At 68.8% G+C, this 12,467-nt stretch carries 12 protein-coding genes and 1 riboswitch; of the genes, 8 read left to right on the plus strand and 4 right to left on the minus strand.

Features of this window, described 5'->3' with window-relative positions:
* Window position 1: 1 nt before the first annotated feature.
* Window positions 2-1,411 carry an alpha/beta fold hydrolase gene (locus BJY22_RS08870; RefSeq protein WP_167205160.1) on the minus strand — a complete coding sequence of 470 codons (1,410 nt, stop codon included), beginning with the start codon at window positions 1,409-1,411 and terminating at the stop codon, window positions 2-4.
* A 97-nt stretch (window positions 1,412-1,508) separates the two neighbouring features.
* On the opposite strand from BJY22_RS08870, the gene BJY22_RS08875 reads away from it, so the two are divergent.
* From BJY22_RS08875 to BJY22_RS08885, 3 genes are all read left to right on the plus strand, one after another.
* The gene (locus BJY22_RS08875; protein WP_167205162.1) at window positions 1,509-1,862 is read left to right on the plus strand and encodes a DUF3817 domain-containing protein; all 354 of its coding nucleotides are present in this window, start codon (window positions 1,509-1,511) and stop codon (window positions 1,860-1,862) included.
* Window positions 1,860-1,964: riboswitch (glycine riboswitch) on the plus strand. It overlaps the preceding gene by 3 nt.
* A gap of 79 nt (window positions 1,965-2,043) precedes the next feature.
* Window positions 2,044-3,417 carry an L-serine ammonia-lyase gene (locus BJY22_RS08880; RefSeq protein WP_167205164.1) on the plus strand — a complete coding sequence of 458 codons (1,374 nt, stop codon included), beginning with the start codon at window positions 2,044-2,046 and terminating at the stop codon, window positions 3,415-3,417.
* Between the two features lie 79 nt (window positions 3,418-3,496).
* A complete protein-coding gene (locus tag BJY22_RS08885; RefSeq protein WP_167205166.1) occupies window positions 3,497-4,324 on the plus strand; it encodes a helix-turn-helix transcriptional regulator in 828 nt (275 codons plus the stop codon).
* On the opposite strand, the gene BJY22_RS08890 is transcribed toward BJY22_RS08885, so the two are convergent.
* Window positions 4,317-4,997, minus strand: a complete 681-nt coding sequence (locus BJY22_RS08890; RefSeq protein WP_167205168.1) for an alpha/beta fold hydrolase — start codon at window positions 4,995-4,997, stop codon at window positions 4,317-4,319. The genes BJY22_RS08885 and BJY22_RS08890 overlap by 8 nt on opposite strands.
* Before the next feature lie 179 nt (window positions 4,998-5,176).
* On the opposite strand from BJY22_RS08890, the gene BJY22_RS08895 reads away from it, so the two are divergent.
* Together BJY22_RS08895 and BJY22_RS08900 are read left to right on the plus strand one after the other, a co-directional pair.
* Window positions 5,177-5,863: a hypothetical protein gene (locus tag BJY22_RS08895; RefSeq protein WP_167205170.1), complete on the plus strand. Its 687-nt coding sequence runs from the start codon at window positions 5,177-5,179 to the stop codon at window positions 5,861-5,863.
* A gap of 29 nt (window positions 5,864-5,892) precedes the next feature.
* On the plus strand, window positions 5,893-6,129 hold the full coding sequence (locus BJY22_RS08900) for a ribbon-helix-helix domain-containing protein (RefSeq protein WP_167205172.1): 237 nt from the start codon (window positions 5,893-5,895) through the stop codon (window positions 6,127-6,129).
* Window positions 6,130-6,369: 240 nt separating this feature from the next.
* Here the strand turns inward: BJY22_RS08900 and BJY22_RS08905 are convergent, their stop codons facing one another.
* Both BJY22_RS08905 and lysX read right to left on the minus strand, forming a co-directional pair.
* Entirely contained in the window at window positions 6,370-7,287 is a 918-nt protein-coding gene (locus BJY22_RS08905; protein WP_167205174.1) for a hypothetical protein, read from the minus strand.
* Between the two features lie 49 nt (window positions 7,288-7,336).
* Window positions 7,337-10,693 (minus strand): bifunctional lysylphosphatidylglycerol synthetase/lysine--tRNA ligase LysX, encoded by a 3,357-nt coding sequence (gene lysX, locus BJY22_RS08910; RefSeq protein WP_167205176.1) that lies wholly within the window; start codon window positions 10,691-10,693, stop codon window positions 7,337-7,339.
* A gap of 109 nt (window positions 10,694-10,802) precedes the next feature.
* Here lysX and BJY22_RS08915 point away from each other — a divergent pair, with 109 nt between their 5' ends.
* The 3 genes from BJY22_RS08915 (at window position 10,803) to BJY22_RS42345 (ending at window position 12,463) form a co-directional block, all read left to right on the plus strand.
* Entirely contained in the window at window positions 10,803-11,477 is a 675-nt protein-coding gene (locus BJY22_RS08915; RefSeq protein ID WP_167205178.1) for a DUF998 domain-containing protein, read from the plus strand.
* Complete coding sequence (locus tag BJY22_RS08920; protein WP_167205180.1) at window positions 11,474-12,232, plus strand: alpha/beta fold hydrolase; 759 nt, start codon at window positions 11,474-11,476, stop codon at window positions 12,230-12,232. Before BJY22_RS08915 ends, BJY22_RS08920 begins: the two co-directional genes overlap by 4 nt.
* 105 nt (window positions 12,233-12,337) lie before the next feature.
* Window positions 12,338-12,463, plus strand: a complete 126-nt coding sequence (locus BJY22_RS42345) for a hypothetical protein (protein ID WP_272954814.1) — start codon at window positions 12,338-12,340, stop codon at window positions 12,461-12,463.
* Window positions 12,464-12,467: the final 4 nt, after the last annotated feature.

A 12,467-nucleotide genomic window follows, 5' to 3' on the forward strand; every position in this document is an offset into this window, starting at 1 on the left:
GTCACCCGGTCGGTGGTACGGCGGCACAGCTGCTGCCGCGCTCCGGCACGTCCCTCGCGATCAAGTAGTCGTCGATCGTGCTCTGCATGCACGGGCTCTTCGTGTAGCTCCCGTGTCCCCAGCCCTCGTAGGTCAGCAGTACGCCGTAGCGCCCGAGCTGCCGCTCCACGCTCTGCGCCAGGTTGTAGCCGGTGGCAGGATCGTGAACCGCGTTGGCCAGCAGTACTGGCGTCTTCAGCTCGCGCACCTTCAGCAGGTGCTGTGGGTTGTCGGCAGGCGGTGCACCGAGACAGATCGACACAGCCATCAGCTGACCGGGGTAGCGCAGGTCCTGGTTGTTCCGTGCGAGTCGCTGCAGGTGTGCGGCGTACTCACGGTAGTCCCGGACAGGCAGGTTCCAGTCCTGGCAGAACACCGCCAGCGGGTACGGCGCGACACCTGTGTGTACCTGCTTCGGTGGGGTGCCACCTGCCTTCAGCAACTCGGCCAGCGCGGGCCACTGCGGTCCGTAGAGCCTCCGGAACACGGTGTAGCTCAGCGTGAACGGGTCCGGTGACTTCGCCAGCAGATCGGCCCAGAGCGCATGGATGTCACGACCGTGCAGTGCACAGCTGGTTGTCGTGTCGCACCATTCCACGAACTCGTCGAACGAGTCCTGCCCCGCGGAACCCTGGTCGTCGAGGAACGCGCGCGTGGTCGGCGAGCTGTGGTCGATCACGCTCTCCAGCACCATCGCGCGGACGCGGTGCGGGTACGTCTCGGCGTACTGCGCCCCGAGCAGCGTCCCGTACGAGCTGCCGTGGAAGGAGATCGTGGACTCACCGAGCGCCCGCCGTACGGCGTCGACGTCGCGGACCGTCTGCCAGCTGTCGATGTGGTCGTACAGCGGACCGGTGTGCTCGCGGCAGTCTGTGGCGAGTTGCCTGTTGTAGCTGATCGTGGCTGTGAACTCGGCCGCGTTCTTGATGATCGGCGACGGCTGCTTGTTGAGCAGCTCGGCCGAGCACTTCACCGGGTTGCTGCGGGCAATACCGCGCGGGTCGAAGCTGACGATGTCGAACCGGTCCTGCAGATCCGGGCTGAACCGGTCGATCCCGGTCTTGACCCGGTCGACTCCGGAGTCACCGGGCCCACCCGGCCCGAACACGAGCACCCCGACCCGCTCGCTGGGCATCGCTGCTTTTCTCCTGGCCAGTGCCAGGCCGAAGGTCGGTCCGCCCGGGTTCCGCCAGTCGACAGGCAGCTGCAGGGTCGCGCACTCCGAGCCCTTCACCTCCGCGGGATCGTCGTTGCCCTCAGGCTTGCAGTCGGTCCACTGCACCGGGGCAGCGGTCGCCGGAAGTGTCGTCAGCCCGGCGGCCGCGACGCCGAGCACTATCGCGCCGGCCAGGCCGCGTCGTAGGAAATCCATGCCGCCGATCCTTCGGCAACCGCTTGCTGCCGGCATCAGGGACGATCCCCGTGCCACCCGGGTCGCGGCTTGGGGGACTTGTTAGGGTCGAGCCTTGATGAGTACCAAACATGCGTTGTGGTTTCGGGTGGTGGCGATCGCCGAGGCGGTCTCGTGGACCGGGCTGCTGATCGGGATGTTGTTCAAGTACGTGCTGTCCGACAACGAGATCGGCGTCCAGATCTTCGGGCCGATCCACGGCGGCATCTTCATCGCCTACTGCCTCACCGTGCTCGTCGTGCGCGGGCCGCTGCGCTGGTCGTGGCCGGTGACGCTGGCGGCGCTGGCGGCCAGTGTTCCGCCGCTGTTCACCTGGTTCTTCGAGATCTGGGCGGTCCGCACCGGCCGGATTGACGCCGGGCGTGGGACCGCCGTACCGTCCACAGCGGAAGTCAACTCAACAGCCGCATGAACCCGTGCGGGAGAGACCCGGGCCGGCTAGTTCTCGGAACCCGGGCGCCGTAGGAGCAACTCTCCCCAAGAATCTCTCAGGCACCTTCACCGCGCGGGCGAGGCACCTCTGGAAGGCATCCGCCTGACAGAGCGGGGAGGACACCAATCGGTCAACGGCGACCGGAAGGAACCTCCACACGATGGCGATCAGTGTCTTCGACCTGTTCAGTATCGGGATCGGCCCGTCGAGCTCCCACACCGTGGGACCGATGCGCGCCGCCCGCACCTTCGCGCTCGGCCTCGCCGACGACGGCCTGCTGGCGTCGACGACGACCGTCGAGGCGCAGCTCTTCGGCTCGCTCGGGGCGACCGGCCACGGGCACGGCAGCAACAAGGCGGTCCTGCTCGGCCTCGAGGGCGCCGACCCGGAGACCGTGGTCACGCACTCGGTCGACGCCCGCGTCGAGACGATCCGTGAGCGCGGCCGGCTGCTGCTGGCCGGCACCCACGAGGTCGCGTTCGACGAGAACACCGATCTGGTGATGCACCGCCGCAAGGCGCTCCCGTACCACCCGAACGGGATGATCTTCGTCGCGCGCGACGCGAACAAAGCGGTACTGCGGGAACGCACCTACTACTCGGTCGGCGGCGGGTTCGTGGTCGACGAGAACGCCGCCGCGGGTGACCGGATCGTCCCGGACACCACCCCGCTGAAGTACCCGTTCACGACCGGTGCGGAGCTGCTCGACCGCTGCCGCGAGTCGCAGCTGTCGATCAGCGAGGTGATGCTCGCGAACGAGCTCGCCTGGCGGACCGAGGACGAGATCCGCGACGGCCTGCTGCATATCTGGCAGGTCATGCAGGACTGCGTCCGCGAGGGCTGCGAGACCGAGGGCATCCTGCCCGGCGGGCTGAAGGTACCGCGCCGGGCCCACGCCCTGCACAAGAAGCTCAGCCAGGACCCGTGGTCGGTCGATCCGCTCAAGGTGATGGACTGGGTCAACCTGTTCGCACTGGCGGTCAACGAGCAGAACGCGTCCGGCGGCCGGATCGTCACCGCTCCGACGAACGGTGCCGCCGGCATCATTCCCGCCGTACTGCACTACTACCGGCGGTTCGTGCCCGGCGCGACCGACGACGGCGCGGTCCGGTTCCTGCTGGCCGCCGGCGCGATCGGCGTGCTGTACAAGGAGAACGCGTCGATCTCCGGCGCCGAGGTCGGCTGCCAGGGCGAGGTCGGGTCGGCCTGCTCGATGGCCGCTGCCGGCCTGTGCGAGGTGCTCGGCGGTACGCCGGAACAGGTGGAGAACGCCGCCGAGATCGCGATGGAGCACAACCTCGGACTGACCTGCGACCCGGTCGGAGGGCTCGTCCAGATCCCGTGCATCGAGCGGAACGCGATGGCGTCGGTGAAGGCGATCAACGCGGCCCGGATGGCGATGCACGGCGACGGCGTCCACGTGGTCACCCTCGACAAGGTCATCAAGACGATGCGCGAGACCGGCGCCGACATGAAGATCAAATACAAGGAGACGTCCCGCGGCGGCCTGGCCGTCAACGTCATCGAATGCTAGGCCCTGTCTGGTGATCCGGACAGGACCTAGGTACTCGCAGTACCAGGCTGACCGGCCGCGCAGGCGGAATACTGGAATCATGAGCGAGCTCGGCAGGACGTTGCACGCGTGGCGGGACCGGGTGACGCCCGCGGACGTCGGGTTGCCGAGCGGCGGGAAGCGGCGCGCGCCGGGTCTGCGGCGTGAAGAGCTGGCCTTGCTCGCGGGCCTGTCGGTCGACTACATCGTCCGGTTGGAGCAGGGACGCTCGGAGTCGCCGTCGGCCCAGGTGCTGACCGCGCTGGCCCGGGCATTGCGGCTGTCCGATGCCGAGCGCAACCATCTGTTCGCGCTCGCCGGTGAGGTCGAGCCGTCGCCCGGGCGGATCTCGTCGTACATCCCGCCCGGTGTGCAGCGAATCGTGGACCAACTGGACGGCGCACCCCTGTGCGTGTGCGACGCCGCCTGGACGATCATCTCGTGGAACCCGTTGTTCGCCGCGATGATCGGCGACCCGTCGCAGCTCCAGGGGCGGTGGCGGAACATCGCCTACCGGCATTTCCTCGCGATCGGTGACCGTATCGCCCAGACGCCGGACCAGCAGCGGAACTTCCGGGACGCGATGGTGACGGATCTGCGCGCGGCGCAGGTCCGCTACCCGCACGATCCGGAGCTCGCGGCGCTGATCGACGAGCTTCGCGGCGTGGACGAGTTCGCCCGGCTGTGGGACCGGCCGGTGGTCGGGTTCCACCGGTCCGAGCGGAAGACCGTGCGGCATCCCGAGGTCGGGCCGTTCGACATCGACTGCGACATCCTCGCCGTACCGGGCAGCGACCTGCGGATGGTCGTCTACACCGCAGCGCCGAACACCGAGGCCGCCGAGAAGCTGCGGCTGCTGTCGGTGATCGGTCTGCAGACGCTCACCTGACCAGCGCGACCACCGCGTCGGGGTCCTCGACCTGCGCGTTGTGCCCGAGTCCGGGCAGCGTGACGACCTGGTGGTGCAGGGCGTGCAGTTCGGCGTCGGTGTTCATCGGATCCCGCTCGCCGCGGGCCAGCACCACGTCGGCCTGACTCGCCGCGATCAGCGCGGGCATGTCCGGTGCGCCGACGCCGAAGGTCCCGGGATCCATGGCGAGGCGCCAGCGGCCTTCCTGCTCGATCAGGCCGTGGTCGACGACCGCGCCGGCCGGATCCACGAGTCCCTGGAGGCCGGAGACCTTGAGGAACCTCGCGGCTGCCTCGTCGCGGGTGGCGAACCAGGCGCTCGGCTTCTGGGCCAGTGCGCTCGCCCGGGCCAGGTCGTCCGCGGTCCAGCTCACCTTCACGCCGAGCGCGACGACGCGGCGCACGGTGACGTCGTACCGCCCGCTCGCCAGTTCGAGTGCGATCACGCCGCCCAGCGAGTGGCCGAGCAGGACCACGTCCCGACGTACCGCGAGATCCGCCGCGACGGCCTCGGCCATGGCGGCGAACGTGTACGACGAGAGCGGGGCCGCCGAGCCGTGGCCGGGGAGGTCCGGGGCGTGCTTGGAGTGCGGCCAGGTGTCCCAGACGCGACCATTTGCTCCGAGACCGTGCAGCAGCACCAGATTCGCCATGAGAGCAGATTGGCAGAGGAATACAGTCGCCGTTGTGCCGATCGGCGCGTTGTCAGCTAACGCATTGCATTCCTACGATCGCGTAGACGGCACAGGATTCCCGGATGATTGCGCTTTGGGGTGGAATTTCTTCCAAGGACTGTTTGAAATGACTCGTGACCCGATACTCTCCGGGTCTTGTGAATCCGCTGTCTGCCACGGCTTCCCGCCGACCGCCCTGGCAGAATCCCCGCCGGCGCCGTCAGGTCGCCGCCGGTGCCGGCATCTTGCTGCTCGGTTACCTCGTGCTGGTCCTCGTGGCCCTGCTCGGCGGTCCCCGGATCGGAGCGGCGTTCCTGCCGCTCCCGGGCGGCGCCCCGGAGCCGGCCACCCCGATCGCCGGTCCGGAGCCCGGTCAGCCGACGCACAACATCGCGGTCCCGCACCAGACCACGACGACCCCGGGCGCCACCCCCGGCACGACGCCCAGCCCCGGTACGACGCCCAGCGGCGGACCGACGCCGTTGCCGACAGCAACCACGCCGGGTGGGTCGCAGCTGCCCGTCGGCATCGCCAGCACGCCGTGCCCGACCCCGGCCCCCGGATCGCCGACGCCCCGGATCGTCGAGACCACCGGCCCCACGGTCCCGCCCGTGACCAAGCGCCCGCCCACGCTCCCCACCGCACCACCCACGGACCCGACCGACCCGACGGCCCCGCCGCCCACCCGGCCGACCAAGTCCACTACCCCCACCACCCCCACCGCCCCACCACCCACCAGCACCACCCCGAGCACCCCACCCACCACACCTGACGACCCGGACGACGACACCCACGACGGCCTCGGCGGCATCCTCGGCTCCCTCCTCGACAAGCTCGGCCTCTAGCTTCCACACCGCTGACTTAGAGTTCGTACATGGCGATGAAGCGGATCAACGTTTACGCAGATCAGGAGGATCTGGCGCTGGTCAAAGAGGCTGCACGTCGCCGTGGAATTCCCCAGGCCGAGATCATCCGCGAGGGCATCCACCTGGCCGCGATGGCGAACCGGGGCTGGGACGAGCCACTCAACTGGCCGACCTTCGCCGGCACCGCTGAGCCGGCGACCAAGGACGAGATCCGCGACCAGGTCGCGCGTCGTGCCGACCGGTGATTCTGGTCGCCGACAGCTCCTGCATCCGCTCGCCCGTCGAGTCGTGGAAAGTGGTCGCGATTCTCAGCCGAAATCCACGACTCGGTGATGGGGGCGAGAGCCAGTTGCCACGACTCGGGGTGGTCACGCGGGCGCCCACCTCAGTTGCAGGTAGACAGTACTGTCGAGCTGCACATGTCCGGTCCGGCTGTCGGACCCGTCAACCTGCCACGGGTACGTACCGAACGTTCCGGCGGAGCACTAGTACGCCTCGATCTCGGTGGTGTCGGCGTTGCCGTCGGGGCGGGGTTGGAGGTTGACTTGCCAGCCCTGGTTGCGGGTGAAGGTTTGGTCGAACTTCTTGAAGGAGCACCCGGAGCGGAATTGGCGCCGGTCCGCGTCCCAGTCCGCGCCGGACTTGAAGTACAGGTGGTAGGCGCCGCCGATGCGGTTGACGGTCGTGCTCTTCGTGGCCTGGAGGTAGACCATCAACTGCGGGCTGCCGGGTGGTTGCCCGTCGCCGACGATCGAGACCGCGACGTCCTTCGCCGTACCGTTGGTGATCTTGAGCCGCCCCAGGCCCTCCGGACCGCGCCGTACCAGGACCGCACCACTGTCCGGCCGCTCGTCCTTCGGTGCGGGGCCCGGATCGGGCAGCGTCTGACCGAACGCCAGCTTGAGCCGCTGCAGCTGGACGAGTGCGCCGCCGAGGTCAGCACGGAGCTGCCGCTGCACCTTCTGTGAGGTGTACGCCGCACCGCCGCACCGCGCGTCCTCCACGGTCTGCTCCGCCGAGCTGGTCAGGCGGGTCGCGGCCACACCGATCCGCTCCTGCAGCAAGGTGTGTACGGCAGTCAACCGGGACGTCACCTTGAGCGCCGCCAGCCGGATCGCGATCGTGTTGAGCGACTCGGCGAGCGTGCTCATCGCCTCGCCCAGCGCCTCCGCCGTGCGGACCCGGGTCAGCGCCCGCGTCGACCCCGCCAGCACCTGGTCGATCCGGGACAGCTCGGCCTGGTACGCCGCCGTACCCAACGGACCGGCCGTCGGTTCCGACGACGCCGCGGCCGGCGCTGAACTACTCGAAGCCGTCGCCACAGGACTCGGCGCAGGCTCCGGCTCCCCGCCACAGCCCGCCAACAGCGCCGTTCCGGCACAGAGCGCAACCCAGCGCTTCATGTCCCACCCCCCAGGTCGCCCCCAACCCATTGCGGAGCAAGGGTACCTGTCAGGACCGCAGAGCGGGACGTACGAACGGAAAAGCGAGGGTGCTGCGGATGTTCTGTCCGGTCAGCATCATCATCACCCGGTCCACGCCGATGCCCAGACCGCCCGTCGGGGGCATCGCGTACTCGAGCGCCGACAGGAAGTCCTCGTCCAGCGACATCGCCTCGGGGTCGCCGGCCGCGGCCTTCAGCGACTGTTCGGTGAGGCGGCGGCGTTGCTCGACCGGGTCCACCAGTTCGGAGTACGCCGTACCGATCTCGGCACCGAACGCGACCAGGTCCCAGCGTTCGGCGAGCCGTGGTTCGGAGCGGTGGGTGCGGGTCAGCGGCGACGTCTCGAGCGGGAAGTCGGTGTAGAACGTCGGCAGCGTGGTGTTCGGCTCGACCAGTTCGTCGTACAGCTCCAGCACCAGCTCGCCCGCGGACATCTCGAAGGTCGTGTGGACGCCGTGCTCGGCGCACAGTTCGCGCAGCCGTTCCGCGGGCGTGTCCGGCGTGATCGCGGTACCGGCGGCGCGGCCGACCGCGTCGTGCACGGTGACCACGGACCAGTCGCCCGAGATGTCGAGCTCCTCACCGTCGCGCCGTACGACGGGCTTGCCGTACACCGCGGTGGCGGCCTCGATCAGCAGTTCGCGGGTGAGCTCACGCATCACGTGGTAGTCGGCGTACGGCTGGTAGGCCTCGACCGACGTGAACTCCGGGTTGTGGGTCGCGTCGGCGCCCTCGTTGCGGAAGTTCCGGTTCAGCTCGAAGACCTTGCCCATTCCGCCGACGCTCAGCCGCTTGAGGAACAGCTCCGGCGCGATCCGCAGGAACAGCTCGGTGTCGTAGGCGTTGATGTGCGTAGCGAACGGCCGCGCGTTCGCGCCGCCGTGCACCGCCTGCAGCATCGGCGTCTCCACCTCGATGAACCCACGCGTCTCGAAGCCGTTGCGCAGGGCCCGTACGGCAGCACTGCGTTGCTGCATCATCCGCAGCGAGTCCGGGTTCATCACCAGGTCGAGGTGCCGCTGCCGGACCCGCGCCTCGGGGTCGGTGAACCCCTTCCGCTTGTCCGGTAACGGGTGCAGGCACTTCGCGGCCATCGTCCACGTTGTCGCCGCGATCGACAGCTCCCCGCGGCGGCTCGTGACGATCTCTCCGGTCACGCTGACGTGGTCGCCGATGTCGACGAGTCGCCGCCACTGCTCCAGCGGTACGTCGCCGCACGACGCGGCCATGAGCATCACCTGCAGTTGCGTCAACTCGTCCTGCAACTGCGCGAACGCGAGCCCGCCGTGGTCGCGCATCCGCATCACCCGGCCGGTCACGGACACGGTGTGGCCGGTGTGGTGGTCCGGCGGGAGGTTCGGGTACAGCTCCCGGACCCGCTCCAGGGTCTCCGTCCGCGGCACGCTGACCGGATACGGATCGATGCCCACAGCAACGAGTTCGGTCAGCTTTGTACGCCGGATCTGTTCCTGCTCGGTGAGCTTCCGTGCCGGCAGGGCCGGTCGCAGCAGCTCGTCCTCCTGTTCGCGTACGGCGGTTGCGAACGCGCGACCGTCCGCGGCCATGATCGCGTGCCGCTCCGCTGTCTCGACACTGTCGACGCGGGTCCACGGCCGCGGCGCGGGCAGGAAGCCTTCCGCCGTACCGGCCGCCAGGAGCACCTGCGCGAGCGATGCGCCCCGCGAGTAGCAGATCAGCCGTGGCGACCAGCGCGGCAGGTACTTCTCGTTCGACTGGTACAGGCTCTCCAGCTGCCAGAAACGGGACGCGGCGGTCAGCAACGCGTTCGTGAGTCGCAGTACCGGACCGGCGCCGACTCGTTCGGCGTCGCTGAAGATCTCCCGGAACATCGCGAAGTTCAGTGAGATCCGGTGCACGCCGAGATCGCCGCACGCGTCGATCAGCGACGTCACCATGAACTCCATCAATCCGTTCACGGACTCGGGATCGCGCCGCATCAGGTCCAGCGACACACCCCGGACACCCCACGGAGCGAACGACAGCAGCCCGCGGACGACGCCGTCGGCGTCCCGCGCGATCACCATCACGCACCGCGCGTCGGCCGGATCGCCGAGCCGCCCGAGCGCCATCGAGAACCCGCGCTCGGTCCGCGCGCCCCGCCACTTCTCGGCCAGTCGCACGTACTCCGCCAACGCCTCCGGCGACAGGTCCCCGTGCCGGACCACCTGTGCGTGGTACCCGGCCCGCTGGACCCGGGTCACCGCCTGGCGCACCGGCCGCATCGTCCGGCCTTCGAGCGTGAAGTCCGCGACGTCGATGATCGCCTCGTCGCCCATCGACAACGCGCGCAGTCCCGCGTCGACGTACGCCTGTGCTGCCTCCTCGCTCGCCGACAGCACGGCCGGCGACCAGCCGTACCTGCGGGCCTCGGTCAGCCAGCGCTCGATCGCCGCCGGCCACGCCGCCGGATCGCCGAGCGGGTCGCCACTGGCCAGGCTGACCCCGTTCACCACCCGGTAGGCGATCGCGGCGTCGTTGCCCGGGGCGAACACCACCGCCTTGTCCCGGCGCGTGGCGAAGTACCCGAGCGAGTCGCGCTCGCCGTGCAGCAGGAGCAGGCGCCGTACCTCGAGCTCCTCGGGCTGCGTCAGGTACCGCACGCGCTGGACGGAGCGGAGGAAGATCCAGAACGCGATCACCAGCGAGGCCGCTGAGATCGCGCCGACGGTGAGGCCGATCCAGCCGTGGCCCTCGTGACCGCCCATCTTGCTGCGGGACTGGCCGAGCGCGGCGACCACGGCCCAGCCGATCTTCTGCCGCTGCCCGGTGAGCGTCCGGGGGAAGAGCTGGGTGAGGGTGACGCTGACCGCGATCGAGATCAGCATGCCGAACACCAGCGCGCCGATCGCGAGCCGCCGGCTACCGGGCGCGAGCCGGGCCGGGAAGGCGCCGCGGATCTTCCACAGCAGGACGACGATCGCGGCGACCACGACGGCCTGGACGATGCCCCATTCCAGATCCTGAACGCTGGCCGGGCCGAAGTCGCGGAGCAGGTCCGCGTCCGTGGGATTGGCCAGCCGCACGCTCGTGAACGCGATGCCGGCCACCTGCGCGAGGAACCAGAGTGCCTCGAAAACCCACAGCACCCACAGCAGCGCGGCGCGTTTGCCGCGCAGCAACGCGCTGCCGACGACCGCGAGGTAGACGGCGGAGAAGATCGTGTGCCCGGCCGGGATGCCGATGAAGTCGAACGCGAAGTCCACGTTCTTGACCAGCTTCGGGGCGACCAGGTGCAGCGGGATGGCGACGAAGGACCACACCGAGGCGAGCACGACGACGCGGCCCACCCAGACCGCGGCCCGGTGCTGCCACTCCGGGATCACTGCTACTTCTTCCGACCGCACCAAGCGATCATCCCACTACCCGGCAGCGACTTCGGTCGACCTAGCACTACCCCGACGGTACCGCTGACACCACAGTCAAAACTTTGGTTGGCATGCGACGGTTAGCTGCATGGACGTCGTGCCCTACCGCCTGATCCGCAGCCTCATGCTTGCCGCCGGTGTGCTCTACTGCAGCCTGCTGCTGGAGGTAGCGGCAGGGTTCCCGCTGGACGTCCACACCTCGTTCCTGAGTGAGCTGGGCGCACGGGACCAGTCCACGAGCCTGTACGCGCGGGGGATGGACCTGGCCACGGGCGTCCTGCTTCTGATCGCCGTACTGCTTGCTCGTCCGGCCGTCCGGGGGCGATGGGAGCTGAGAGGTCTGCTGATCAGTACTGCGACCTTCGGGCTGGGCACGTTGTTCGACTCGTTCTCACCGATGGACTGCGCGCCGTCGGCCAGTGCGGCGTGCCGCGCAGCTGAGGCGAACGGACAAGAGGGCGCACCGCTGGTGCTACATGAGGTCACGTCGACGCTCGCAGGTATTGGCAGCATCGCGATGGGTGTCTTCGCGGTCCTCGTACTGCGGAAGTACGGCTGGGGTGGTCTGTGGGGCAGAGCGGTCGCAGTACTGGCTGGAGCTGTTGCGGTGACGCAGACCTGGCTGGGCCTGCAGACCGGTGTCGATGTCCTCACCGGCAACGAGCTGCATGCGCCGGGCATCCTGCAGCGGGTGTCGGTGCTGCTCGTCTGCGTAATGCTGGGGACATTGCTACCCGGTCTGAGGCAGGCTTTCTCTCGATGACAACAACCTGGATCGTGGTGCCCGGCCTGGCCGAGACTCCTGAGGAGTTCGGACGGGTTGTCGAGTTGCTGCCGGAGCTCGACGTCCGGGTCATCGATCCATGGCGTACGTCGATCACGTCGGACGTGGACGCGTTGCGCGCCGCCGCCGGTGTGGCACCTGATGTGGAGCTCGGACTGATCGGCCACTCGATCGGAGGGTTGGCTGCACTGCGCTGGGCGCTGACGCGGCCGCTCGAGGTCACCCGGTTGGTACTGGTCGACAGCAGTCTCACCTCGGAGACCGGGGTACCTGCGTTCTACCCGGGGCGGCGTGGTGACCGGGTGATCCGGTCGGTAGCGCAGCTCTTGGGGCGGATCGGCGTACCGCAGGTGCTCGGGCCCACAGTGCGGCGGCTGATCGTCCGGCTCGGCAGTACGTCGAATCGCGACCTGTTGTCGAAGGCAACCGCCAAGGCGCGGTACGGCGGGGACGGGTCGTGGCTGCTGTTCTGGGACGAGCTGGCGAGCAGCTGGGAGCTGGCCGCGGAGGTAGGCAAGCTGATCGCCGGCCCGGTCGGGGCGGTCGCTCCGACAACCCTGCTCGTGGCAACCGGCGGCACCTCCCGCTTCACCGCCAACCGCTGGCTAACCGGCCAACAACACCTCGCCGCCGCCCTGGGCGCAACAGTAGAAGTCCTCCCCGACGCCGCCCACCTGGTCCACCTAGACCGCCCCGACGCCATAGCAGCCGCAGTCCGCCAAGCAGGCGAGTGAGTCCCAGGAAAACAGTCCTGCTGATCTTCCGCTCAGTGCTCTGAGGGGCTTACGCTTACGGTACTGAAACAGTCGTGGCAGTAGTTTTCTGTAGTGGATGTGACAATGGGTGATCGCATTCAGGTGAGCCGCAGTCTGTGCTGGCGGTGGTTTCTCGATGATGTCCGGACGCACTGGCGCCGGATCCACCGGCTGTACGTCGCGCGCGCCTACGGCTGGGGCAGGCGATGATCGT

Source organism: Kribbella shirazensis, from assembly GCF_011761605.1.
Classification (GTDB): Bacteria; Actinomycetota; Actinomycetes; order Propionibacteriales; family Kribbellaceae; genus Kribbella; species Kribbella shirazensis.

Excerpts from the sequence above, each read along its gene's own strand:
- BJY22_RS08870 (WP_167205160.1), bottom strand. The coding sequence starts at position 1,411 with ATGGATTTCCTACGACGCGGCCTGGCCGGCGCGATAGTGCTCGGCGTC.
- BJY22_RS08875 (WP_167205162.1), top strand. The coding sequence starts at position 1,509 with ATGAGTACCAAACATGCGTTGTGGTTTCGGGTGGTGGCGATCGCCGAG.
- BJY22_RS08880 (WP_167205164.1), top strand. The coding sequence starts at position 2,044 with ATGGCGATCAGTGTCTTCGACCTGTTCAGTATCGGGATCGGCCCGTCG.
- BJY22_RS08885 (WP_167205166.1), top strand. The coding sequence starts at position 3,497 with ATGAGCGAGCTCGGCAGGACGTTGCACGCGTGGCGGGACCGGGTGACG.
- BJY22_RS08890 (WP_167205168.1), bottom strand. The coding sequence starts at position 4,997 with ATGGCGAATCTGGTGCTGCTGCACGGTCTCGGAGCAAATGGTCGCGTC.
- BJY22_RS08900 (WP_167205172.1), top strand. The coding sequence starts at position 5,893 with ATGGCGATGAAGCGGATCAACGTTTACGCAGATCAGGAGGATCTGGCG.
- BJY22_RS08905 (WP_167205174.1), bottom strand. The coding sequence starts at position 7,287 with ATGAAGCGCTGGGTTGCGCTCTGTGCCGGAACGGCGCTGTTGGCGGGC.
- BJY22_RS08915 (WP_167205178.1), top strand. The coding sequence starts at position 10,803 with ATGGACGTCGTGCCCTACCGCCTGATCCGCAGCCTCATGCTTGCCGCC.
- BJY22_RS08920 (WP_167205180.1), top strand. The coding sequence starts at position 11,474 with ATGACAACAACCTGGATCGTGGTGCCCGGCCTGGCCGAGACTCCTGAG.
- BJY22_RS42345 (WP_272954814.1), top strand. The coding sequence starts at position 12,338 with ATGGGTGATCGCATTCAGGTGAGCCGCAGTCTGTGCTGGCGGTGGTTT.